The organism is Actinoallomurus sp. NPDC050550 (assembly GCF_040655075.1).
Classification (GTDB): domain Bacteria; phylum Actinomycetota; class Actinomycetes; order Streptosporangiales; family Streptosporangiaceae; genus Actinoallomurus.
Window position 1 is genome coordinate 135,724 of the sequence record NZ_JBFAJC010000007.1, and the last position, 22,995, is coordinate 158,718.

General features: G+C 71.2%; 22 protein-coding genes and 1 pseudogene. 8 read left to right on the forward strand and 15 right to left on the reverse strand.

Features of this window, described 5'->3' with window-relative positions:
- Positions 1-15 precede the first annotated feature (15 nt).
- The 4 genes from AB0I04_RS12625 to AB0I04_RS12640 form a co-directional block, all read right to left on the reverse strand.
- Positions 16-2,385, reverse strand: coding sequence for an AAA family ATPase (locus tag AB0I04_RS12625; protein ID WP_360882770.1), 2,370 nt, complete (start codon positions 2,383-2,385; stop codon positions 16-18).
- A 185-nt stretch (positions 2,386-2,570) separates the two neighbouring features.
- A complete protein-coding gene (locus AB0I04_RS12630; protein ID WP_360882773.1) occupies positions 2,571-3,203 on the reverse strand; it encodes an endonuclease in 633 nt (210 codons plus the stop codon).
- A gap of 27 nt (positions 3,204-3,230) precedes the next feature.
- The gene (locus tag AB0I04_RS12635) at positions 3,231-3,929 is read right to left on the reverse strand and encodes a sugar isomerase domain-containing protein (protein WP_360882776.1); all 699 of its coding nucleotides are present in this window, start codon (positions 3,927-3,929) and stop codon (positions 3,231-3,233) included.
- 86 nt (positions 3,930-4,015) lie between these two features.
- The gene (locus AB0I04_RS12640; RefSeq protein WP_360882779.1) at positions 4,016-4,429 is read right to left on the reverse strand and encodes a hypothetical protein; all 414 of its coding nucleotides are present in this window, start codon (positions 4,427-4,429) and stop codon (positions 4,016-4,018) included.
- A gap of 759 nt (positions 4,430-5,188) precedes the next feature.
- Between AB0I04_RS12640 and AB0I04_RS12645 the strand changes: the two are divergent.
- The 3 genes and pseudogenes from AB0I04_RS12645 to AB0I04_RS12655 all read left to right on the forward strand — a co-directional run.
- A pseudogene (locus AB0I04_RS12645) lies at positions 5,189-5,569 on the forward strand (histidine kinase dimerization/phosphoacceptor domain-containing protein); the annotation flags it as partial.
- A gap of 155 nt (positions 5,570-5,724) precedes the next feature.
- On the forward strand, positions 5,725-5,967 hold the full coding sequence (locus AB0I04_RS12650; RefSeq protein WP_360883187.1) for a hypothetical protein: 243 nt from the start codon (positions 5,725-5,727) through the stop codon (positions 5,965-5,967).
- Positions 5,964-6,569, forward strand: a complete 606-nt coding sequence (locus AB0I04_RS12655; RefSeq protein ID WP_360882782.1) for a response regulator transcription factor — start codon at positions 5,964-5,966, stop codon at positions 6,567-6,569. Before AB0I04_RS12650 ends, AB0I04_RS12655 begins: the two co-directional genes overlap by 4 nt.
- 334 nt (positions 6,570-6,903) lie before the next feature.
- Here the strand turns inward: AB0I04_RS12655 and AB0I04_RS12660 are convergent, their stop codons facing one another.
- Positions 6,904-8,115, reverse strand: coding sequence for a transposase (locus AB0I04_RS12660; RefSeq protein WP_360882785.1), 1,212 nt, complete (start codon positions 8,113-8,115; stop codon positions 6,904-6,906).
- Positions 8,116-8,120: 5 nt separating this feature from the next.
- Here AB0I04_RS12660 and AB0I04_RS12665 point away from each other — a divergent pair, with 5 nt between their 5' ends.
- A complete protein-coding gene (locus AB0I04_RS12665; RefSeq protein ID WP_360882788.1) occupies positions 8,121-8,411 on the forward strand; it encodes a transposase in 291 nt (96 codons plus the stop codon).
- A gap of 239 nt (positions 8,412-8,650) precedes the next feature.
- Here AB0I04_RS12665 and AB0I04_RS12670 read toward each other — a convergent pair whose 3' ends face one another.
- Genes AB0I04_RS12670 through AB0I04_RS12695 form a run of 6 tightly spaced genes read right to left on the reverse strand, consistent with a single transcriptional unit; the run spans position 8,651 to position 12,971 of the window.
- A complete protein-coding gene (locus AB0I04_RS12670) occupies positions 8,651-9,418 on the reverse strand; it encodes a ribonuclease HII (RefSeq protein ID WP_360882790.1) in 768 nt (255 codons plus the stop codon).
- Positions 9,419-9,454: 36 nt separating this feature from the next.
- A complete protein-coding gene (locus tag AB0I04_RS12675; RefSeq protein ID WP_360882793.1) occupies positions 9,455-10,990 on the reverse strand; it encodes a polyamine aminopropyltransferase in 1,536 nt (511 codons plus the stop codon).
- Positions 10,990-11,415 carry a DUF350 domain-containing protein gene (locus AB0I04_RS12680; RefSeq protein WP_360882797.1) on the reverse strand — a complete coding sequence of 142 codons (426 nt, stop codon included), beginning with the start codon at positions 11,413-11,415 and terminating at the stop codon, positions 10,990-10,992. Before AB0I04_RS12680 ends, AB0I04_RS12675 begins: the two co-directional genes overlap by 1 nt.
- 10 nt (positions 11,416-11,425) lie before the next feature.
- On the reverse strand, positions 11,426-11,842 hold the full coding sequence (locus tag AB0I04_RS12685; RefSeq protein ID WP_360882800.1) for a DUF4247 domain-containing protein: 417 nt from the start codon (positions 11,840-11,842) through the stop codon (positions 11,426-11,428).
- Between the two features lie 16 nt (positions 11,843-11,858).
- Complete coding sequence (locus tag AB0I04_RS12690) at positions 11,859-12,353, reverse strand: DUF2617 family protein (RefSeq protein ID WP_360882803.1); 495 nt, start codon at positions 12,351-12,353, stop codon at positions 11,859-11,861.
- A gap of 3 nt (positions 12,354-12,356) precedes the next feature.
- Complete coding sequence (locus AB0I04_RS12695) at positions 12,357-12,971, reverse strand: DUF4178 domain-containing protein (protein WP_360882806.1); 615 nt, start codon at positions 12,969-12,971, stop codon at positions 12,357-12,359.
- A gap of 167 nt (positions 12,972-13,138) precedes the next feature.
- Between AB0I04_RS12695 and AB0I04_RS12700 the strand changes: the two genes are divergently transcribed.
- Positions 13,139-14,191 (forward strand): DoxX family membrane protein, encoded by a 1,053-nt coding sequence (locus AB0I04_RS12700; RefSeq protein WP_360882809.1) that lies wholly within the window; start codon positions 13,139-13,141, stop codon positions 14,189-14,191.
- A 96-nt stretch (positions 14,192-14,287) separates the two neighbouring features.
- Here the strand turns inward: AB0I04_RS12700 and pgi are convergent, their stop codons facing one another.
- From pgi to AB0I04_RS12715, 3 genes are all read right to left on the reverse strand, one after another.
- A complete protein-coding gene (pgi, locus tag AB0I04_RS12705; RefSeq protein WP_360882812.1) occupies positions 14,288-15,931 on the reverse strand; it encodes a glucose-6-phosphate isomerase in 1,644 nt (547 codons plus the stop codon).
- A 109-nt stretch (positions 15,932-16,040) separates the two neighbouring features.
- A complete protein-coding gene (locus tag AB0I04_RS12710; RefSeq protein ID WP_360882814.1) occupies positions 16,041-17,090 on the reverse strand; it encodes a biotin/lipoate A/B protein ligase family protein in 1,050 nt (349 codons plus the stop codon).
- A 164-nt stretch (positions 17,091-17,254) separates the two neighbouring features.
- Positions 17,255-17,863, reverse strand: coding sequence for a TetR/AcrR family transcriptional regulator (locus tag AB0I04_RS12715; RefSeq protein WP_360882817.1), 609 nt, complete (start codon positions 17,861-17,863; stop codon positions 17,255-17,257).
- Positions 17,864-17,963: 100 nt separating this feature from the next.
- On the opposite strand from AB0I04_RS12715, the gene AB0I04_RS12720 reads away from it, so the two are divergent.
- On the forward strand, positions 17,964-19,082 hold the full coding sequence (locus tag AB0I04_RS12720) for a Gfo/Idh/MocA family oxidoreductase (protein ID WP_360882819.1): 1,119 nt from the start codon (positions 17,964-17,966) through the stop codon (positions 19,080-19,082).
- Between the two features lie 108 nt (positions 19,083-19,190).
- On the opposite strand, the gene AB0I04_RS12725 is transcribed toward AB0I04_RS12720, so the two are convergent.
- The gene (locus AB0I04_RS12725) at positions 19,191-20,780 is read right to left on the reverse strand and encodes an MFS transporter (RefSeq protein ID WP_360882821.1); all 1,590 of its coding nucleotides are present in this window, start codon (positions 20,778-20,780) and stop codon (positions 19,191-19,193) included.
- Positions 20,781-20,890: 110 nt separating this feature from the next.
- On the opposite strand from AB0I04_RS12725, the gene AB0I04_RS12730 reads away from it, so the two are divergent.
- Together AB0I04_RS12730 and AB0I04_RS12735 are read left to right on the forward strand one after the other, a co-directional pair.
- Positions 20,891-21,379: a MarR family winged helix-turn-helix transcriptional regulator gene (locus tag AB0I04_RS12730; RefSeq protein WP_360882823.1), complete on the forward strand. Its 489-nt coding sequence runs from the start codon at positions 20,891-20,893 to the stop codon at positions 21,377-21,379.
- 72 nt (positions 21,380-21,451) lie between these two features.
- Positions 21,452-22,960 carry a DHA2 family efflux MFS transporter permease subunit gene (locus AB0I04_RS12735; protein WP_360882826.1) on the forward strand — a complete coding sequence of 503 codons (1,509 nt, stop codon included), beginning with the start codon at positions 21,452-21,454 and terminating at the stop codon, positions 22,958-22,960.
- Positions 22,961-22,995: the final 35 nt, after the last annotated feature.

The window sequence follows — 22,995 nt, forward strand, 5'->3', positions numbered from 1 at the left end:
GACACTCGGCGGTGGTCAGTGGCGGCGGGCCAGTTCGGTGTAGGCGGAGCGGACGTCCTCGGTCGTGAGCGTGGTCAGGTCGGCGGTGGTGACGTCCGCGCCGAGTTCGGCGACGCGCAGGTCGCGGAAGCCGCAGGCCTTCTCGTACACCGAGCGCACGAAGCGGCCGTTGCCGAGCTCGTCGATCCGGCCGAGGCCGCAGACGCGCTGGAAGACGCCCGCCAGGTCGTCCAGGGCGCCCTCCTCCCAGGTGTCGCCGCCCTTCACGGCCAATTCGAGCGCGATCTCCAACAGCTCGTCGGGGCCGTAGGAGGGGAACGCCACGCGTTCGGAGAACCGGGACGCCAGGCCGGGGTTGGAACGCAGGAACCGGTCCATGTCCTCGTCGTAGCCCGCCAGGATGACCACCAGGCGCTCACGGTCGTCCTCGGCGCGTTTCAGCAGGGTCTGCACGGCCTCGGCGCCGAACGCGTCGCCGCCGGCGTACCCGGGGTTGACGAGGGAGTAGGCCTCGTCGATGAACAGCACGCCGCCGAGCGCCGAGTCGATCACCTTGTTGGTCTTGATCGCCGTCGATCCGAGGTGTTCGCCGACTAGGTCGGCGCGCTGGGTCTCGACGACTTCGGGCCGGGCCAGCAGGCCGAGCGCGGCGAAGACGCGGCCGAGGACGCGTGCGACGGTCGTCTTGCCGGTGCCGGGAGGGCCGGCGAAGACGAAGTGCCGCATCGGCGGGTGGGTGCGCAGGCCCTGCTCCTCGCGCAGCTGCGCGACCTGCAGTTGCGCGGCGATCGCGCGGACCTGCCGTTTCACCGGCTCCAGGCCGGTCATGGCGTCCAGGTCGGCGAGTGCCTCCTCGAGGGTCGGCGTCTCGGCGTAGCCGCGGTAGCGCTCGGTGAGCTCCGCGAAGGCGATCTCGACGTCGACGGCGTCGATGGTGACGAGTTCGTCCGGCGTGGGCTCGGCCCTGGCGTGGACGATCCGGACGTCGCGGGCGCGGGCCGCGGACTCGACGAGGGAGCGCACGAAGCGGCCGTTGCCCAGCTCGTCGATGATGCCGCGCCGCGAGACCTCCTCGAACTTGAGCCGAAGGCACGGCCCGGCGTCCACGCCGAGGCGGTCGCCGCGGAGCCCGGTGTGGTACTCGGCGATCTCCAGCAGCTCGGCGGGCTGGTACGCGGGGAACTTCACGCGCGTCCCGAACCGCGAGGCCAGGCCCGGGTTGGAATCGAGGAAGCCCTCCATCTCCTCCTCGTAGCCGGCCAGGATGATCACGACGTTGTCGCGGTCGTCCTCGGCGCGTTTGAGGAGCGTCTGCACGGCCTCGCTGCCGAAGCGGTCGGGCTGGCCGTCGCCGGTGTTGACCAGGGAGTACGCCTCGTCGACGAACAGGACGCCGCCGAGAGAGCGGTCCACGACCTCGGTCGTCTTGATCGCGGTGGCGCCGAGGTACTCCCCCACCAGGTCGGCGCGCTGCACCTCGACGACCTGCGGGGTCGGCAGCAGCCCGAAGGCGTAGAAGATCCGCGCGACGGCCCGGGCGACGGTCGTCTTGCCGGTGCCGGACGGCCCGACGAAGACAAAGTGCCGCATCGGCTTCTCGGTGGGGAAGCCCGCCGCGGCGCGCATCCGGGCGGCCTCGATCGAGGCGGCGATCGAACGCACCTGCCGCTTCACCGGCTCCAGGCCGATCATGGCCTCCAGCTCGGCGAACGCCTCGTCGATCGAGATGTCCGGGACGTCGTCGGCCGTACGGGCCTGGGCGGGCGCGGCGTACTCCGCGCGGGCCTGCGGGGCGTACTCGTCCTCCTCGGCGTAGTCCTCCTGGGCCCAGCCGGTGTCGTACGCCTCGGCGGGGACGATGCGGCGCGCCTGCCACCAGCGGTACCCGAGGACGGCCAGCGCCGCCGCCCACGCGGGCGCGGCGTTCAGCCGGGGCAGCGGGTTGGCGAGCGCGGCGGCGACGATCCCGGCCAGGCCGAGGGACACGGCCGCGGTGCGCCACGGCGCGTACGCGTGGACGCGGTGCGCGAGGAAGGCGACCGGCAGTGCCAGCGCCCCGAGGAAGACGGCCTCGTGCCCGCCCGCCGGGTAGAGGCGGCTGAGTGGGATCACGGCCGCCAGCCAGCAGGCGACGACGAAGGCGGTGGCCATGCCGCTCGGCGAGCGCAGGGTGAAGTCGACCACGAGCAGCAGCGTGGCCGTGAAGACGACGGTGGTGAGCAAGGGCAGGCTCGCGACGATCGCGATCGCCGCCGACCCCACCACCAACAGCAGAAACGTCAGTCTCCGCAAACCCGGCTGAATCCGGAAATACCGCCAGCGGGCACGTTCGAACAGATCACGCGCCACCGGAGGGCGCGATCGGGATCTGCCGAACGGTCGCATCGCTCTCCCTCATGCCTGAGGACGTGTATAGCGCAGCTTGGGCACCGAATGGCAGATCCCATTGCGTGGCGCGTCCCTATCAGGACCGTTATCGGACAGTGGCGGCGCCTCTGACACACGCTCCCAGGCCGACGCCGACCCGCCGGCCGGGCGGCAGATCCCGGCCGGATGCCGATGCCGATGCACTATCCCTTCGCCACCTGATCGGCGAGCTTCTTGTCCTTCGCGACGCGGACGAGGGCGGCCGCCAGCGGCGCCAGGTCGCGTTCCTTGGCCAGATCGGCCAGGCGCTTGGGATCGGTCGGCAGGCCGAGGCGCTCGGCCCCCTTCACCGTCAGCTCGTCGAAGTACGGGCGCAGCCACGGCCATACGGCCTGCGCCTCACGGCAGAAGATGTCCGCGCCCACCGGGCCGATGCCGGAGAACTCCTTCAGCAGATCCTTCGCGTGGCCGATGTCGCGCTCGGCCTTGAGCGGCAGCTTCCGCAGATCACCGTCGTACTCCTCGAGGACCCGTTCGGCCATGTCCCCGAGACGGCTGGAGGTGCTCTCGTCGTACCGGACGTAGTGCGCCCGGCCGAGCGCGTCGACGCGCTGCTGCCAGGTGAGCTTCGCCATGCCGCGCGCCGTCCCGCCGCCCGCCTCGAACAGCTCCCGCGCCGCGGCGACCGCGATGTCCGCGCCGATCCGGGTGCTCAGCAGGTTGGCGAGGACGAGAAGCTTGAACAGGGCGGCCGGCGTGTCCTTCAGCTCGATCCCGGCCTCTTCGGCGAAGGTTCGCCCGGCCTCCGACAGCAACGCCTTGACCGTCTTGTCCATGACGCCACCTCCACGTAGGTCAAGTCCTTACCCCATAACCGACGTTCTTAGTACGGGCACGCGTTCCGAGTAGCGGGCCAGCAGTTCCGCATTGCGGTCATCTCCCCCAGGGACGTTGGCACTCACCCACAGCGGCAATTCGGTGCGATCGGCCATCCGGGCGAGGAGGAGATTCCACAGGTAAACGGAGCACAACGACGACAGCGCCGCTGTACGCGGGGCGTCGGGGGGATGGGACACGTCACCGGGCGGCGTCAGGGTGTCGAGCACCAGATCCGCGATCTCGCCGAGCTTCACCCCCGCCCGTGCCGGGGCGACCTCCATCGACGGGCCGGACGCCACCGCGATGACCGGCAGGCCGTACGACTTCGCCGCCATCGCCAGCTCCACCGGATAGGGGTTCGAGCCGCTGTTGGAGAAGATCATCACCAGGTCGCCCCGCCTGGGCGCAGCGGCCTCCAGGACCGGAGCGGCCATGCCGGAACGGCGTTCGGCCTGGGTGGCGGGCCAGGCCCCGTGCAGCGGGGAGATCTCCGGCCGGTACAGCGGGTACACGCACGCCAGCCCGCCGGCCCGGAAGAACCCCTCCAGGACCATCCCCAGCGAATGGCCGGACCCGCCGAGGTAGAGCAGGCCGTCGCCTGCGACCGTGTCGAGGACCAGGCCGCAGGCGTAATTCAGGGCCTCGGCGTTGTGCCGCTCGACACGGTCGAGATGGTCGCGCATCCAGTTCACACGAACGGGTTTATCAGCTTTCCCGCCCACCGCTCCAGACGCTGATCACGATCTTATGGATCGGTCCGGGATCTCCATCAGGGAAGATGGAGGGTGCCGTTGATCGTCCCGGCGTCCGAGCGCCCCGCCTGAACCCGGAAGCAGGTGCCCTTCTTCACGCTCCTGTCGAAGGTGAAGTAGTGGTTGTAGGCGTTGAGTTGCCGCCAGCCGGTGAGCGCCTTCTTCGCCCCACAGGTGACGAGCCGTACGCCGACGGCGTGATTGCGGTGCTTGTAGTTCAGATCGACCTGGACCTTCCCCGCACGACGCGTGATGAACTTCGCCGCTGCGTACTTGGTGTCCTTGCTCTCCGTCTTCTCCCAGAAAAACGTCTGGATCTCGTACTCGCAGTAGCTCGCCTTACAGGCGGCTTTGGCGGCGGCGGCCGGGGACGCGGCGAGACCGGTGGCGGCGACGCCCGCCACGGCGACGATGGCGATTTTGCGATACATGGGGATCCCTTGATCTTCATGAGAACGCGCGGCGATGAGCCCGCGCGGAATCGGGCGGGTCGACTATGGCGAGGGCATTGCGGGCCGGGAAAGGGTCTCCGGACCTAACCGGGCACCGGCCGCTTAGGTCTTTCGGCCCAAGCCGCTGAGACGCGATCTGTGGTCACGGAACCGGCCCCGTACGTTCCATGACATTTGTCCCGACGGACACCGGGACGGGCGCATCTGCACGCACCGCAGATCCCCGGCTTAGAGTGTGGGACCGCGGGCGGACGGGACCCGCACGGCGAGGCGAGACGACGGGGCGGGGCGGGCGTGAACAGGCGGATGAAGGCCGTACGAGATCCGGCGGAGGCCGGAGCGGCCGGGGAATCCCCCGCGCCCGACTCCTCCTGCACGACCACCGAGCCCCGGACGGAGATCGCCGACCAGGTCGACGACAGTCCCGGCCCGTTCGGGACGTATCCCTGGCTCCTGATCGGCTACAACGCGTTCGACGACGTGATCAGCGGCCGCGCCCGGCCCGTCTGGGCGTCCGGGCCGCTCCTGGCGGTCTACACCGGCCTGCTGGTCGTGGCCATCTGGTACGGCTACCGCCGAGGCCAGGGCGACCGGCTCGCGGTCGCGCTCCTCGCGGCGGCCGGGGTCGACGCCTTCGTCCTGGTCGGCTGGTTCGGGCACGGGATGAACGAGCTGATGCCGACGCTGGCCCTGGGCTGCGGGGTGGTGATCCCGTGGGGCCGTCGCCCCTGGCCGGCCATGGTGATCGCACCCCTGTCCATCGCCGCGGGACTGCTGGCCTGGATCCGGGGTGCGTCGGCCGGAGACGCGATCGGCTCCTGGTACGGCACCCTGATCTCCGGCTTTATCATCGCCTTTCTCCTGCGGCTGTTCGCCGCGATCAGGGAACTGCGGGCGACCCGCGAGGAGCTGGCCAGGACGGCGGTATCCGAAGAGCGCCTGCGTTTCGCCCGCGACCTCCACGACCTGCTCGGGCACACTCTCTCCGTGATGGTGGTCAAGGCACAGGCGGCCCGCAAGCTCGCCCCGCGCGACGCGGAGCTGGCCGCGAGCCAGGCCGCCGACATCGAGGAGATCGGCCGCGACGCGCTCCGGCAGGTGCGCCTCGCCGTATCCGGATACCGTGGCCGCGGGCTCGCCGCCGAGATCGACGGCGCCCGTACCGCCCTCCGGGACGCCGGCATCACGGCGACGGTCCGGCAGGAGGGCACCCCCTGCCGGAGGAGGCCGACGCCCTGCTCGGCTGGGCCGTACGCGAGGGCGTCACCAACGTCATCCGGCACAGCGGCGCGGAGGCGTGCGAGATCTCGGTGGTCCGGCAGGGGCGCACCGCCGTCCTGTCCGTCCGGGACGACGGGCGCGGAGCTCCGGCGCCGTCCGAGACGTCCCAGGGCAACGGCCTGCGCGGACTCGTCGAGCGGATCAGCGGGGCGGAGGGCCGGCTCGAGGCCGGTCCGGCCGACGGGGGCGGCTACCGACTCACCATCACGCTGCCTCTAAAGGAGAGTATTTCTTGATCAAGGTGCTGCTCGCGGAGGACCAGGGCATGATGCGCGGTGCGCTGGCCCTCCTCCTGAACCTGGAGGACGACTTCGAGGTCGTCGGCCAGGTCTCCGCCGGCGATCAGATCGTCCCGGCAGCGCTCGAGCTGCGGCCCGACGTGGCCGTCCTCGACATCGAGATGCCGGGGCGCAGCGGCCTCGACGCCGCCGCCGACCTGCACGCCGAGCTGCCGAACTGCAAGATCCTCATCGTCACGACGTTCGGCCGGCCGGGCTACCTGCGGCGCGCGATGGAGGCGGGCGCAAGCGGCTTCCTGGTCAAGGACGGACCGGTCGAGGAGCTGTCGGCGGCGATCCGCCGGGTCCTCGCGGGCGAACGCGTGGTCGACCCCGAACTGGCCACCGCCGCGCTGAGCGCGGGCCCCAGCCCGCTGACCCAGCGCGAGTGCGACGTGCTGTCCGCCGCCGCCGACGGGTCCACCATCGCCGACATCGCCGGACGTCTCCACCTGTCCGAGAGCACCGTTCGCAACTACCTGTCCGCCGCGATCGGCAAGACCGGCGCCCGCAACCGCATCGAGGCCGTACGGGCCGCCCGCCACAACGGCTGGCTGTGACCACGGCCCATGTCTTGGTCGACGGCGGGACACCGAGAAGGTACCGACGGCGCCGGCCGCGTGACCGATCGCGACGCCGAGCGGCACCGGACGGTCGGGTATCACCGTGGACAGCACGGCATCGTTCACGGACTCCACCGGTCCGCAGAGGAATTCGGCCAACTCGACGAGGTGGGGCTGTCGACGTCGGCGAGGATCTTCGAGCTGGGCCCGCCCTGGCTAACGCCGGCTCATCGGCGCGTTCGCGTCGCACCACCAGTAGTGCCCGGTCAGCTTCTCGGCCGTGAACGGCCGGGCGTGCGGCTCGGGCGTTCACACCTTGTCGCGCTCCCCGTCACGGCTGGCCGTCGTGCCGGGGTCGCATCTCCCTCCCCCTGGTGTCGGGGTCAGGGACGGGCATGCTGACGAATGCCCACGCCACGCACGCCCGTTTGCGGATGTTCATGGCGGCGATGACGTCGGCGGGGCCAGCGAACCCACACCGGCGGCAACAGAAGGTATCCCGGTCGGGCCGGTTGGCCCGCATGGTGTGCCCGCACCACGGCACGGGACACCGCTGGGAGGTGTAGGCCGGGTCCACTTCCACGAACGGCACTCCGGCCCGCAGGGCCTTGTACTGGATGAACTCACCGAGCTGGTGGAACGGCCAGGTAGAGAGTGTGGCCCGCTGGTGCCGCCTGAGCCGTACCCGATCGCGTATCCCACTCAGTTCCTCAAGCGCGATACCGCGTTCGGTGCGTCGGGCAACGGCCACGATCGTCTTGCTTATCTTGTGGTTCTCATTCGAGGCGTGCCGGGCCTCCCGCTGCGATCGGCGGGCCAGACGGCGGGCGGCCGACCGGCTCCCGGCGGCTTTCTTGGCCTGCAGTTCAGCGCGCAGCCGGGCTTGCCGCCTGCGATACCGCTGCAGGCCCTTGCCTTGATGGTTGTCGCCGTCGGAGGTGGTGGCCAGGTTCACGATCCCCCGATCCACCCCGATCCAATCGGCAGGCTCGAACTGCGGCGCTGCTTCAACCTCACAGGTCGCGATCAGGAACCACATCCCGTCGCGGTGTACGAGGTCGGTTTCGCCTTTGCGGTGGTCCGCCAGGAATTTGAGCTGTCCGGGTTCCCCGGTGAAGGCGATGTTCCGGACCCGGCCCTGGGCGGTCCAGATCGAGATGGTCCGGGCGTCCATCTGCCACGACAGGCACCTGTCGTCGAATGCCTGGGCCGCATCGGCCCGGAAGGTGATGAGCTTGGAGGTTGCCTTTCGGCACCGGGGTGAATACTCATCGCCCAGCAGTCCCGCTTCGATCTGGGCGTGCAGCGTGGTGTAGGCGTCGGCGACCTTACGGATCACATGCAATGCCGGCTGCGCCGACAGCCCCCGCGCCTTCAACTCCGCGTAAACGAGTTTTTGCAGCTTCTGCCGCGCGAACACACCCTGCTCGAACGCGACCGCCGACACCTCATTGGATGCGACGTTGCACAGGGGCAGGGTCGCCGCGAGCGCCGCCGCCTGCTCAGGCGTCGGCAGCAGCTTCACCTGCACCACCAGCTTCACGGAAAGTGACCCTATTACTGCGCAACGACATCGATGTGGAATTCCACGAATTCAACGGCGAAACCGACCACGCCCGCCCGCTCGCGCACTACCCACTCAAGATCGCCCTGCCCCGCCCGGCCAACAGTCCCAAAGGCGTCTCTGCCCGCCACCTCAGCCAGGAATACCGCGCCCATCTGTCGAAGTACCTGTGGGACGGTCACCTGCGGCCCCCGTCATACTTCGCTGCCTCCTGCGACGGCGCACCCTGGCGATTCATCGCCGAACGCATCGAGAATCAGAAACGACCCGACTGACCAACCAACCGCTCAGGCGGCGCCAGCGCGCCGCGCACGACAGAAACGATTCCTCCCGGCTCTGAAGGCCAGGGGGATTCCGGGGGTATCTCTCCAGGAGCCTCAGAACCAGGCGCGATACGCCGTGGAGGCCATGGTCGAACGGCTGGACGGCGGCCGGACGGAGCGACGTGACGTCGTCCTGAGACCACGCCTCGTGATACGCGGGACCACGAGCCCGCCACGCTGACGTGCGCGGATCAGATGAGGGAGAGCTGCCCCTCGATGTCCGGGCGGTGCTTCTTGAGGTGCCGCCACTGCGGCAGGTCGTCGAGGTAGGACCAGGACAGCCGGTGGTGCGGCGTCGGGCCCAGCCGGCGCAGCGCCTCCTGGTGGACCGGTGACGGGTACCCGGCGTTGGCGGCGAAGCCGTACTCCTCGTACCCGAGTTCGGCCATCAGCGTGTCGCGGTGCACCTTGGCCAGGACGGAGGCCGCCGCCACCGTCACCGACCGCAGATCGGCCTTGACCTCGGTGCGCACCGGCCACGTACGGCCTCCGCCGAGGTAGTCGTGCTTGCCGTCGAGGATGATCGCGTCGGGGCGGTCCGGCAGCGCCTCCAGGGCCCGTACGGCCGCGCGGCGCAGCGCCTCCGTCATCCCAACCTCGTCGATCTCCTCGTGGCTCGCCGCGCCGAACGCGTACGCGGACACCCAGTCCCGCAGCTCCCCGGCGATCCGCTCGCGGCGGCGGGCCGTGAGCATCTTGGAGTCGGTGAGCCCGGCGGGCGGCGTGCTCAGGTCCGTGACGGCCGCGCACACGACGACCGGCCCGGCCCACGCGCCCCGGCCGACCTCGTCGACCCCGGCGACGCGCGCGGCCCCGGCCTCGATCAGCCGCTGCTCGATGCCGTAATCCGGGCCCGTGGGCCGCGCCGACCGCTGTTCTGTGCGGTGATCCGGACCCGTCTCGCCGGGCCTCTCCCCCTCGACCGGCCCGTCCGTGAGCATGCCCTCGTCCTGATGCATGGGGGTCATCATGGCAGCCGCGCGGCCGCGAGCGCGTCAATAGTCGCGCCAGCCCTCATCCTCGTACCGCACCAGCACCGGGTCCATCAGCGTGTTGACCTTCACGTCGTCGCGGCGCAGGTCCTTGGCGAAGTTGCCGGCGGCCTGCAACGTCGCGTCGTCGAGGAACCGCAGCGAGGGCACCTCCGGGGAGAGCGCAAGCCGGGGCGGCGTTCCCGGGGCGGCGAGCACGAACCCCCAGTCGCCGAAGCTCGGCACGTCCACGTGGTACGGGCGGATCCCGAATCCGCTGGCCTGGATGGTCCGGGCGATGCACCAGAACGACTTGGCGGCGAAGAACGGCGAGGTCGACTGCACGACCACCCGGCCCCCGGGCGCCAGCGTGCGCCGGACCATCCCGTAGAACTCGGCCGAGTACAGCTTGGCGGTGGAGACGGCGTCCGGGTCGGGCATGTCGACGATGACCGCGTCGAACCGCTCGGGGTTGTGGCGCAGCCAGGAGAAGGCGTCTGAGGTGACCGTACGGACGCGCGGGTCCGCGAACGAATGGCGGTTGAGCTCGCTCAGGTAGCCGTCCGTCCTGGCCAACTTGAGCATCGCCGGGTCGAGTTCGACGAGGGTGGCCGACTGGACGTCGCGGTACCGCAGCACCTCGCGCAGGGCGAGGCCGTCGCCGCCGCCGAGGATCAGCACCCGGCCGTGCGGCCCCGCCATCAGCGGGTGCACGAGCGACTCGTGGTAGCGGTACTCGTCCACGGAGGAGAACTGCAGGTCGCCGTTCAGGAAGAGCCGCAGGTCGGGCCGGCCCGACAGCGCCACCTTCCGCGTCAGCACGATCTCCTGGTACGGCGTCCGCTCCGACACGACGATCGGATCCCGGTACAGCGCCTGCCGCGCGGTCACCTCGAACCGGTCGGCGAGGGCGTACGTCGTCCCGAGCACGGCGAGGACCACGACCATCGCGCCGCACAGCAGCGCCCGCGCCAGACGCCCCACCTCCCGGCGGAACAGCCACAGCACCACGGCCGTGCCCGCCACCACGTTGACCGCCCCGACCAGCAGCGCCCCCTTGATCTGCCCGAACACCGGCAGCAGCACGAACGGGAACGCCAGCCCGCCGACCAGCGCGCCGACGTAGTCGGCGGCGGACAACTCGGCGACCGCGCTGCCGGCGTCCTGCCGCCGGATCCGCTGAAGCAGGACCATCAGCAGCGGGATCTCGGCCCCGATGAGCGCGCCGAGCGCGAACGCCACCGCGATCAGCGCGGGAACGTAGAGGTCGAGCCAGGCGAACGCCGCGTACAGCCCGAGCACCGACAGCCCGCCCAGCAGTGCCAGCAGGCCCTCGACCACGGCGAACGCCTCGACGGCCCGCCGCCGCAGCGGCTTGGTGGCCAGCGCGCCGACGCCCATGGCGAAGACCATGTCCGACAGGACGATGGACGCCTGGGTGACCGAGTCGCCCATCAGGTAGCTGCCCAGCGCGACCAGGGCCAGTTCGTACACCAGCCCGCAGGCGGCGCAGACGAACACCGCCGCGAACACCAGGGCCCGGGCGGCGCGGACGGGCATCAGGACACCGCGCCGCAGATCACGCCCGAGACGGCCAGGTCCGCCGCGGCGACCACCCAGCCGGCCGGATGGATGGTGGTCCCGTCGACGAGGATCGCGCCCAGCCGGCCGGGGGTGACCATGTCCAGCAGGTAGAACGCGAGCGTCGTCAGCAGCACGCCGAGCACGCCGAAGACCACCGTGTCGGCCAGCCCGGTGCCCAGGTTGTCGTCGCTGGTGGCGATCGCGACGGTCACGATCGCGCCGACCCCGAGCAGCCGGATCGACAGCAGCAGCGCGGCGCCGCGGTTGCGGTCCTCCCAGATCTGGCGGGAGAGCCGTCCCGGTGTGGTCAGCTCCACGACCAGGTAGCTCAGCGCCATCAGCCCGATCCCGACCAGGCCGTAGGCCACGGTGGCGCCGATCTCGCGCAGGATGTCATGCATCAAATGCTCCTCACTTGCCCGATCCCGAGCCGCCGCCGCGGAAGGACGCGCCGCCGTGCCGGCCCCAGCCGCTGCTTCCCGGGCGCTGCCAGTGCCCGCCGACGTGGGAGGCGTAGCGGTTGTAGCCGTCCGACGGGCCGTCGACCGTGATGTCGGACCCGGCGCCGCTCGGCAGTACGCCGACCACCCACTTGCTGTACTGCAGGTACGTGCCGGCGCTGTCGGTGAGCCGGTCGATCGGACGGAACTTGCGGGTGATCTCGGCGGCGACCAGGGACGGCGGTTTCGGCGAGTGGTACCGGTGGTAGCCGACCGTGCTGTACCGCTTGGCGACCCACTTCTGCGGGTTGGTGGAGAAGTGGGCGACCCCGATGAGCGTGCCGATGACGGCGACCACGACGCCCCCGGCGATCGCGGCGTACTTCATGGCGTCTTCACCAGCCTCATGACGTGCTCACCAGCCGGCTGCGCGTCATCACGACCTCCTCGGTCTGGGGGTAGGCGTGCCAGGTCCGCCAGGCGACGCCGCCCGGCTCGGACTCCACCGCCAGCGCGGTGACGGCGTACGGGGATCCGGGGAAGGTCCCCGTCAGGGCGTCGTCGCGGCCGGACAGGCGGGCGCGCAGCCCCTCCACGGCCCGCGCGAACGCCGCGTCGCCCTCATGGGCCACGACTTCGGCGGCGAACTCGTACGACCAGGACGGCAGGGCCCGGCGTACGTGGCCGGGCAGCGCACCACGACCCTCCAGGCACGCCACCGTCTCGCTGACCGGCCCGGCCAGCACCTGGTGGGAGGCGCCGAGCAGCCGGAGCTCGATCCGCAGGCCGGCGCGCTCCACCGGGAGGACGGCGAGGGCGTCCTGCGGCGCCAGGCCCAGCGCGAACGACAGCATGTGCGCTCCGGTGTCGGCGTACGGGACGTCGATGTCGGCGAGCATCGCTCAGCCGCCCGGATAGATCGTGAGGGCGCCGGCGGGCGCCGACTCGCCGGTGCTCATCTCCCAGGCGCCGCCGTCCCAGCGTTCGAAGGACAGGTACCTGCCGCCAGGGCCTTCGAAGTCGACGTACTCGACGCGACCGGAGGCGCCGAGGCCGGTGGTGCCCTCGGTGGTGTACGCCGCCGTGCCGTGCTCGTCGCGGCGGTACTCCACGCCGTCCAGCGTGAGGGAGCGCCCGTCGGGCCGCAGCCCGGCGTCGCGCCCGGTCCACCAGACGACCTCCAGGTCGGGGTCCTCCTCGACCGAGAGCCAGACCTTGACGCCGGCGGCGCCGTCGCCGTCCAGGAGATGCTCGCTCCAGGTGAAGCCGCCCTCGCGCAGCCGGATCGACCCGCGCACGAAGTACCGTGCGCCCAGGTAGTCGACCATGTCGCCGGCCTTCAGCGACCGGGGATCGCCACCGGGCTGGTCCTCCTGGCCGAACGGATCGCGCGGCACGGGAACCGGCGCGGGCCGCGCGTCACCGCCGCGCCGACCCACCACGATGATCAAGACCACGATCACGGCGATCAGCGCGAGCAGGATCAACGCCAGCAGAACGACGACCGCCGTATTCATGACGAAACCTTCCCACAGGCATCAGGCGTAACATTTTTTTGAAACCAGGCGCATGCTGTCAAACCGCAGTAGGACAGCGGGATGTCCGCCTTCGCCGTACTCACGATCAAGCAACGGGCTGCGGAACCCGGTGGACGACGATTCCGCTTCCGACGGATCATCTCAGGATGAAAACCTCGCCCGAGGACATGAGCGCCTTCTGGACGGACGAACATGAAGAGAGACCCGCAGCGCCGCGCGGGCGGCCCTTGTACGACGTCGCCGCCCTGCTCGCCCGATGCGGCGTCGGCCTCGTGTTCCTCGCCCACGGCTGGCAGAAGATCCAGGTCGGCGTCGACCAGACCGGCCACAACTTCGACGCCATGGGCGTCCCCGCGCCGACGGCGGCGGCCGTCTACGCGACCTTCGTCGAACTGCTCGGGGGAACGGCCCTGATCCTCGGCGTCGCGCTGCCGGTGGCGGGCCTGCTGCTCTTCCTGGACATGGCGGGGGCCTTCGTGTTCGTCCACGCCACGCACGGAGTCTTCGTCGTCGACAAGGGCACGCCCCGGAACGGTTTCGAGCTGGTCCTCGTCCTTGGACTGGCGTCTCTGCTGTTCGCGGCGGGCGCCGGCGGCAGGCTCACCCTGGACCATCGCCTGTGGGGCGGGAACGGCCGTCCCCCGGGACACCGCCGCCGGTCACGCCCGGACGAGATCCCGGAGCCCTCGGCCCCCGGCGCCTCCTCCGAGCCGCCGGGCGGCGGGCGAGGCGCCAAGGGAACGCCGGACACCTCGACCACTCCCGGCCGGCGAGGTCTCCGCCGGAAAGCGGCCACCTCGCCCTCCCCTGCCACGCCGGACGCCGCCCCCGCACCGGGCGGACGGCGCGGCGCCTCCCGCTCGGATGGGGAGGACGCGACTTCCACGCCGGGCGGACGACGCGGCGCCTCTCGGTCAGGCGGGCGCGACGCCGCCTCCGGGTCGAGTGGGCGGGACGCCGCAGCCGCGCCGGACGCGACGGTCCCGGACGCGCCTGCCCCCTCCGGTCCCCCGCAGGACACTCAGGAGACCGGCGGCGGCACGACGGCCGGACGACCGAAGCGCGGCACGATGGGCACGTCCCGCGACGTACGCGTCGCCGGGCCCAAGCCGGAAGAGGAGCCTCCGGCCGAGGGCACACCTCCGAAGGGCACGTCCCGAGCGCGGTCGCGCAAGGGACCGTCCGCGAAGGGATCCTGACCCGGCCGGCTCCCGCAGCAGACCCACCGGCCCGGCCGACGCCCCCACGGCACGGCCGGGCCAGGGCTACGCGGACGCCCGCGGAGGCTCGCCCGGTCAGCGGCCTCGGAGCGCGCGGTAGCGCTCGACCAGGGCGGCCGTCGAGCCGTCCAGGTCGGATGTGTCCGCCGTGGCGGCGGTCAGCTGGGGCTCCAGTCGCTTGGCGAGCGCCTTGCCGAGCTCCACGCCCCACTGGTCGTAGGAGTTGATGTCCCAGATCGCGCCCTGGACGAACACCTTCTGCTCGTACAGCGCGATCAGCTGACCCAGTACCGACGGGGTCAGCGACTCGGCCAGGATCGTCGTCGTCGGGCGGTTGCCGGGGAACGTGCGGTGCGGCACCTGCGCGGCGGGGATCCCCTCCGCGGCGACCTCCTCGGCGGTCTTGCCGAAGGCCAGCGCCTGACCCTGCGCGAACAGGTTCGCGATCAGCAGGTCGTGCTGCTCGGCGAGCTCTCCGAGCTCCTCCACCGGCCGGGCGAACCCGATGAGGTCGGCCGGTACGAGCTTCGTGCCCTGGTGCAGCAGCTGGTAGTAGGCGTGCTGGCCGTTCGTGCCCGGTGTGCCCCACACGATCGGGCCGGTCTCCCAGCTCACCGGCTCGCCCTCGCGGGTCACCGACTTGCCGTTGGACTCCATGTCGAGCTGCTGCAGGTAGTCGGTGAACCGGGACAGGTAGTGGCTGTACGGCAGCACCGCGTGGGTCTGCGCGTCGTGGAAGTCGTCGTACCAGATACCGAGCAGGCCCAGCAGCAACGGCGCGTTGGCCTCCGGCGGCGCCGTACGGAAGTGCTCGTCGATCAGGTGGAAGCCGTCGAGGAACTCACGGAACCCCTCCGGCCCGACGGCGATCATCAGGGACAGGCCGATGGCAGAGTCGACGGAGTACCGGCCGCCCACCCAGTCCCAGAACTCGAACATGTTGGCCGTGTCGATGCCGAACTTGGCGACCTGCTCGGCGTTGGTGGACACCGCCACGAAGTGGTGCGCCACGGCCGAGTCGTCGCCCAGCTCGGACAGCAGCCACCGGCGCGCCGACGTGGCGTTCGTGATGGTCTCGACCGTCGTGAAGGTCTTGGAGGAGACGATGAAGAGCGTCTCGGCCGGGTCGAGGTCGCGGATGTTCTCGTGCAGGTCGGCGCCGTCGACGTTCGAGACGAAGCGGGCCTGGATCGACCGGTCGGTGAACGGCTTCAGCGCCTCGTACGCCATCTTCGGGCCGAGGTCGGAGCCGCCGATGCCGATGTTGACGACCGTGCGGATCGGCTTGCCGGTGTACCCCTTCCACTCTCCCGACCTGACGCGCTCGGCGAAGGCGGCCATCTTGTCCAGCACCGCGTGCACGGCCGGGACGACGTTCTCGCCGTCCACCTCGATGCTCGCGTCGCGCGGGGAGCGCAGCGCGAGGTGCAGCACCGCGCGGCCCTCGGTTACGTTGATCTTCTCGCCGCGGAACATCGCGTCGCGCAGCTCGGCGACCTTCCGGGCCTCGGCCAGCTCGCGCAGCAGGCGAAGCGTCTCGTCGGTGATCAGATGCCGTGAGTAGTCGATGTAGAGGTCGCCGACCTCCATCGCGTATCGGCGGCCCCGATCGGGGTCGGCCGCGAACAGCTCGCGCAGTGGCGCCTCGCCGAGCTCCCGTCGATGCTGCCGCAGCGCCCGCCACTGTTCCGTCTGATCCACCCGAACATGGTCGGACATCCTTGTCTCCCCTTCATCGGATCCAGCCGAGCACTCTTGAGCGGGTGCCCTCTCCACGACCATCCAACCGAAGCACGCGGGGCCACGTCTCACGGACCCCCGCCTCGGGTCAGGGCACGCGGGCCGTCCATTCCAGGGTGCCGAACTTCTCGGCCACCCTCTTCTCGGCCGCGCGCAGCTCATCGGCGGTGAGCCGGTCCTCGGTCAGCCCGTACCGGCCGCCGAAGTGCGCGATCATCCGGTCGATGATCTCCGATCGGGGCAGCCCGGTCTGGCGCCGCAGCGGGTCGACGCGCTTCTTCGCGCTGGCGATGCCCTTGTCCGACAGCTTCTCCCGGCCGATTCGCAGCACCTGGAGCATCTTGTCCGCGTCGATGTCGTACGACATGGTCACGTGGTGCAGCACCGCGCCCGCGCTGAGCCTCTTCTGCGCCGCTCCGGCGATCTTCCCCTGGTCGGAGGTGATGTCGTTGAGAGGCTGGTACCACGCCTTGATGCCGAGCTCGCCGAGCGAGCCCAGCACCCAGTCGTCGAGGAAGGCGTAGCTGTCGGCGAAGGTCATGCCCTGGACGAGCGCGTCGGGGGCGTACAGCGAGTAGGTGATCGTGTTGCCGGGCTCGATGAACATCGCGCCGCCGCCGCTGATCCGGCGGACGACGGTCACGCCGTGCCGCCGCGCGGCGTCGGCGTCCACCTCGTTGCGCAGCGACTGGAAGCTGCCGATCACCACCGCCGGGGCCGCCCACTCCCAGACCCGCAGCGTCGGCGGCCGGCGCCCGGCCGCCACCTCCTCGGTGAGCACCTCGTCGAGGGCCATGTGCAGCGCGGGGTCCTGCGGCTCCTCGTGGATCAGCCGCCAGTCGTGGTCGCGCCAGTCGGTCGCGTCCGTCAGCGCCCGGCGTACGGCGATCCCGACGGCCTCCGCGCTGAACCCGAACATCGTGGTCCCGGCGGGCAGCCGCGCGTCGATGCGGGCGGCGATGTCCCGCGCCTCCAGGTGGACCGGCAGCCCGGCGAGAGCGTCGTTGATCGCGTTCAGGGCCTCGTCCGGCTCGAGGAAGAAGTCGCCGCTGACCCGGAGGTTCCGCAGTCGTGCGTCCTCGACGTCGAAGTCGACGACCACGAGCTTGCCACCCGGCACCTTGTACTCACCGTGCATCCTGGCCCACCTGCCCTGACCGTTACCGCCGGGCCGCGCCCCGATGCGCGATCCCGGTGGTCATCAACCGCGCGGCCCCGGCGCGGATTCCTGGCTCGTCAGCCTCGCGGCCCCGGCGTGGGTTCCTGGCTCGTCGACCACGCGGGCCGGCGGGGATTCCTGGCTCATCGGCCGGGTGCGGCGTGGAGGCCGTCGAGGACGATCCGCAGGTTGCGCCGCCACTGGTCCGCGCCGGCCCGCAGGCCGATCGTGCGGGTGGAGGTGGTCACCGAGGCGAGTACGAAGGCGACGTCCTCCCAGGGCACGTCCGGGCGCAGCACGCCGGCCTCGTGGGCGTGCCCGACGAGGAGGCGGAGCTGGTCGCGCAGCGGGGCGAGCTGCGGCAGCGTGAGGCCGCACTCTCCGCCCAGCGCCTCGTTCAGGCCGCAGCTCGCGGCGCGCAGCTGGACGTACGCGGTGGCGAACTCGGTGAGGCCGCGCCACGGATCGGGGTCGGCCATCGCCCGGCGGGCCACCTCGATCATCTCGTCGAGGACCTCCGCCAGCACGGCCTCCAGCAGCGCCTCGCGGGAGGGTACGCGGCGGTAGAACGTGCCGATGCCGACACCGGCCCGGCGCGCGATCTCGTGGGCGGTGACGTCGACCCCCACCTCCGCGACCGCCGTACGGGCGGCGTCCACCAGCCGCTCCACGTTGCGTCGCGCGTCGGCCCTCGGCCGGCGCTCCGCGTCACCGGCCAGCAACCGGTCCACTGCGGCACTCGTTCCGCTCACGCGTTCACTCTAGCAACAAGTGGACGCATCGCGTCCGGTTAGCGTACGCTCCGGAACACTAAGCGGACCAACCTCGTCCGTTTATCGTTGGAGGTAGACCATGGACAGGATCCGCGTGGGCGTCATCGGCGCGAGCCCCGATCGCGGGTGGGCCGCCACCGCGCACATCCCCGCACTGCGCGCGCTGCCGGAGTTCGAGCTCACCGCCGTCGGCACGAGCCGTCCGGAGAGCGCTCAAGAGGCGGCCCGCGCCTTCGGCGCCCCGCACGCCTTCACCGACGCCCGCATGCTCGCCGAGCATCCCGAGGTCGACCTGGTCGTCGTGACGGTCAAGGTGTCCGCCCACGCCGAGCTCGTCGGAGCGGCGCTGGCCGCGGGCAAGCACGTCTACTGCGAGTGGCCGCTCGGGCTGACCACCGAGGAGGCGGAGCACCTCGCGGCCTCGGCCCGGACCGCCGGCGTGCACGACGTGATCGGGCTGCAGGCGAGGTACGCGCCGGCGGTCTCCTACGCTCGCGAGCTGATCGCGCAGGGGTATGTCGGCCGCGTCACGTCCGTGCACGTCCACGCCGTTCGGGGCAAGGGCGCGGCCGGCGGGATCCCCGCCTGGGCGGCCTACACGCTCGACGGGGCGCAGGGCGCGGGCCTGCTCGAGGTCGTCGGAGGACACACCCTCGACGTCCTGGAGTACCTGGCCGGCGACTTCACCGAGCTCGCGGCCGCCCTCGCGGTCCAGCGCACGGGGTACACCGTGGCCGAGTCCGGGGACGCGGTGACCTCCACCAGCCCGGACCAGGTGCTCCTGCACGGCGTCCTCACCGGCGGGGCGATGGCCTCGGTCCACCTGGAGGACGCAAGAGTGGGCGACAACCGCACCGTTCTGGAGATCGCCGGCACCGAGGGCGACCTGACCGTCGTCGCGGCGGGCGACTGGAAGTCCGCCCAGATCCAGATCTCCGAGCCTCGGCTGCGCGGCACCCGGGAGGTCGGCACTCCGTACCAGGACCTGCCCGTACCGGAGCACCACCGGAGCATCCCGGCCGAGATCCCGGCGGAGGCCGCCCGCAACGTCGCCCGGGTCTACGCACGGCTCGCCGACGACATCCGCGACGGAGGCCGGAGCGTTGCGGGCTTCGACCATGGAGTCCGCCTGCACCGGCTGCTCGACGCCATCCGGGAGTCGGCCGAGACGAGCGCCACGCACCCCGTCGCCCGGTGACGCACGACGTGTGGGGGGAGGACCGGAAACGACCCACATCCGGTGCGATGGAAGGCAGCGGTCTCGGACACTGGAAGACGACTGACGGGCTTCGGCCCTCCGCTGTGCTCAGCGCCCGGAGACGGGGGCGGGGCGCGCCGGCTCCGGCGTCGCCGTGGGCCGGTCGGTCGGCTGGGCGATCTCGGCGCGGCGCAGGACGGCGAAGGCCAGGACGGCGGCGGCCACCATGACCACGGCACCCACGACCGCGGCGGCGTGCATGCCGTCGACGAACGCCGTACGGGCGGCCCGCCGGACCACGTCACCGGCCCCTCCAGGCAGTCGGCCGGCCACCGCGAGCGCACCGCCCAGCGTCTCCCGTACGGCGTGCACCGCGTCGTGCGGCAGACCGGTGGGCGTCGCGCCCGTGACGTCGTGGCGGTAGATCGCGGTCCCGACGCTGCCGAGGATCGCCATGCCGAGGGCGCCGCCGAACTCGGCGCCGCACTCCACCAGCGCCGAGGCCGTCCCGGCGCGCTCGGGCGGTGCGGCGCCCAGCACCATGTCGGTCACGAGGGTCATCACGACGGCCAGGCCGATGGCGTACACGCCGGCCCCCACGAGGATCACCAGGACCGGGGAGTCCGCCCGTACCTGGGTCAGGCCGGCGAAGCCGAACGCGGCGACGAGGAAGCCGGTGCCGATGATGTACGCCCGGTTCACCCGGCGGGCGAGCTGGGTGGCCAGGGGCGCGGCGACGCCGACGCCCAGCGACGGCACGAGGCTCCACAGCGCCGCGGTGAGGGGACTCATGCCGAGCACGGACTGCAGGTACTGCGTGGTGAAGATCGCGAAGCCGACCAGGGCGAACATGGCGATGAGGTTGGTCAGGATCGACCCGCTGAAGCCCCGGTTGCGGAACATCGCCAGGTCGATCATGGGATCGGGGCGGCGGGCCTGACGTCGGATGAAGACGACGCCGACGACGAGGCCGACGGCGATGCTCAGCACCCGCAGGAGGTCGACACCGCCGGCGGCGATCTCCTTTACACCGTAGATCACGGGCAGTACGGCCCCCAGCGACAGCACCGAGCTCACCAGGTCGAACCGGCCGGCCCCCGGGTTCTTGAACTCCGGCACCAGGAGCGGAGCGAAGACGAGGAGCAGCACCATGGCCGGGGTGTTGATGAGGAACACCGAACCCCACCAGAAGTGGTTCAGCAACAGTCCGCTCAGGACCGGGCCGAGCGCGATGCCGCCCGTGGTGACGGCCGACCAGACGGCGACGGCGGTGCCGCGCTGTTTCTCGTCGTGGAACATGTTGCGGATCAGCGCCAGCGTCGAGGGCATCAGGGTCGCGCCGCCGACGCCGAGCACGGCTCGGGCGGCGATGAGCATCCCCGCGTTCTGTGCGTACGCCGCGGCGACCGACGCGAGGCCGAAGCCGAGCGCTCCGAGCAGCAGGAGGCGGCGCCGGCCGATCCGGTCGCCGAGCGAGCCCATCGTGATGAGGAGTCCGGCGAGCACGAAGCCGTAGATGTCGAAGATCCACAGTTGCTCGGTGCTCGTCGGCTGCAGGGTCCGGCTGATGAACGGGACGGCGAAGTACAGCACCGACACGTCCATGGAGACGAGGAGGAGAGGGAGCAGGAGCACGCAGAGCGCGATCCACTCCCTGCGGCCGGCCTTGGCCGCGGTCTCGGCAGAGGAGGTTTCCATGACCCAAAGCCTCGGCGCGACCGCTGACCGTCCACGCACCATGCGCTGACCGGCCAGTTACGGAAGCCGATAGATAATCTGCAACTTTACGTATTTGCTAGATTGGCGGCATGACGACCAGCGCACCCTCTCGGACCGTTCCGGACATGTCGTACCTGCTCACGCACACCGCCCACGTGCTCACGACCCGGATGAGCGCCGCCTTCGAGGAGATCGGCATCACGCCGCGGGCGTACTGCGTGCTGTTCCACGCGCTCGAGGAGGAACGCACCCAGATCCAGCTGGCCGAGATCTCCGACCTGGACAAGACGACGATGGTCGTCACGGTGGACGAGCTGGAGAAGGCCGGGCTCGCGGAGCGCCGGCCGTCGAGCCGGGACCGCCGCGCGCGGGTCATCTCCGTCACCGAGGCGGGCGAGCGGATCGTCGCCGAGGGGACGCGCATCGCCGACGGTGTGCACCGCGAGGTCCTGGAGGCGCTCCCCGAGGGCGAGCGGGACGTGCTCGTCGGCGCGCTGACCCGGCTCGCCGAGGGCCTCCTGTCGACGCCGGTGGAGTGCGACCGGCCGGTACGGCGGACCCGCCAGGCGCGAAAGTGAGTCCAAAGAAGATGGTCTACAACAAAACTATCTGCTAGCGTCTCACCCGGTTGCTACGAACCGGGAGACACCATGCACCCCTCTTCCCCTGTCCACTCGCGTACGGCGGCGCTCATCGCGCTGTGCGCCGGGACACTCATGATCATCTTGGACGGCAGCATCGTGACGGTCGCGCTGCCGGCCATCCAGCGGGACCTGCGCTTCTCACCCGCGAACCTCACCTGGACCGTCAACGCCTACATGATCGCCTTCGGCGGTCTTCTCCTGCTGGCCGGACGGCTCGGCGATCTGATCGGCCGCAAGCGGGTGTTCGTCGCCGGCCTCGTGCTGTTCACGGCCGCGTCGCTGCTGTGCGGCCTCGCGACCGGCCAGGAGATGCTCATCGCCGCCCGGTTCATCCAGGGGATCGGAGGCGCGCTGACCTCCGCCGTGAGCCTCGGGATGATCGTCACGCTGTTCCCCGAGCCGCGCGAACGCGGTACGGCGATCGGGGCGTTCAGCTTCGTCGGGGCCGCCGGTGCCTCGATCGGCCAGGTCCTCGGCGGCGTCCTCACCGAGGCGATCAACTGGCATTGGATCTTCTTCATCAACCTGCCGATCGGCGTGGCGACGCTCCTCCTGGCGATCCGGGTCCTGCCCGCGGACCGCGGCCTCGGCTTCGCGGCGGGCGCCGACGCCATCGGCGCCCTGCTGGTCACCGCGGGGCTGATGCTCACCGTCTACACGATCGTCCAGACGAGCCACCACGGCTGGGCCGCCCCGTCCACGCTGCTCCTCGGCGCGGTCTCCGTCGCCCTGCTGGCCGCCTTCGTTCTCCGGCAGGCCACCGCGGCCGCTCCCCTCCTGCCCCTGCGGATGTTCCGGTCGCGGAACGTCTCCGGGGCCAACGTCATCCAGGTCCTGATGGTCTCGGCCTTGTTCGGGTTCCAGATCCTCATCGCGCTGTACCTGCAGAACGTCCAGGGGTACGGCGCCCTCGCCACCGGCCTGGCGATGCTGCCGGCGGCCGGGATGATCGCGGCCGTCTCCCTCCTCCTCTCCGCGCGGTTGATCGCGCGGTTCGGCGAGCAGACCGTGCTGCTGGCCGGCCTGGCGCTACTGGTCGCCGGCATCGGGCTGCTGACGCGGCTGCCCGTGCACGCCGACTACGTTGTCGACCTGCTGCCGACGATGCTGCTGGCAGGCGGGTTCGGCCTGGCGATCTCGGCGCTGACCGCCCTCGGCATGTCGGGCGCGCGCCCCGACGACGCAGGCGTCGCCTCCGGGCTGTTCAGCACGACGCAGCAGGTCGGCGGCGCGCTCGGCGTCGCGGTGCTGTCCACGCTGGCGGCCGCGCACACCACCCGGCTCGCGACGCACGGGCACGACCGGGCGTCCGCGCTGACCGGCGGATTCCAGCTGGCGTTCGGCATCGGCGCGGGCCTGCTCGCCGTCGCCTTCGTCCTCGCCCTGACGGTCCTCCGGCGACACGGCACGACCGCCGCCGCCACGGACGCCGAGGGCCCCACCGACGTCCCCGCGGCCGTCAGCGCCCAGGAAGGCGACACCACCGTGTCCGCCGTCACCGCCCCCGGCCGCTGAGTCCGCACCCGCCGTACCGCACCCATCCCCCCTGG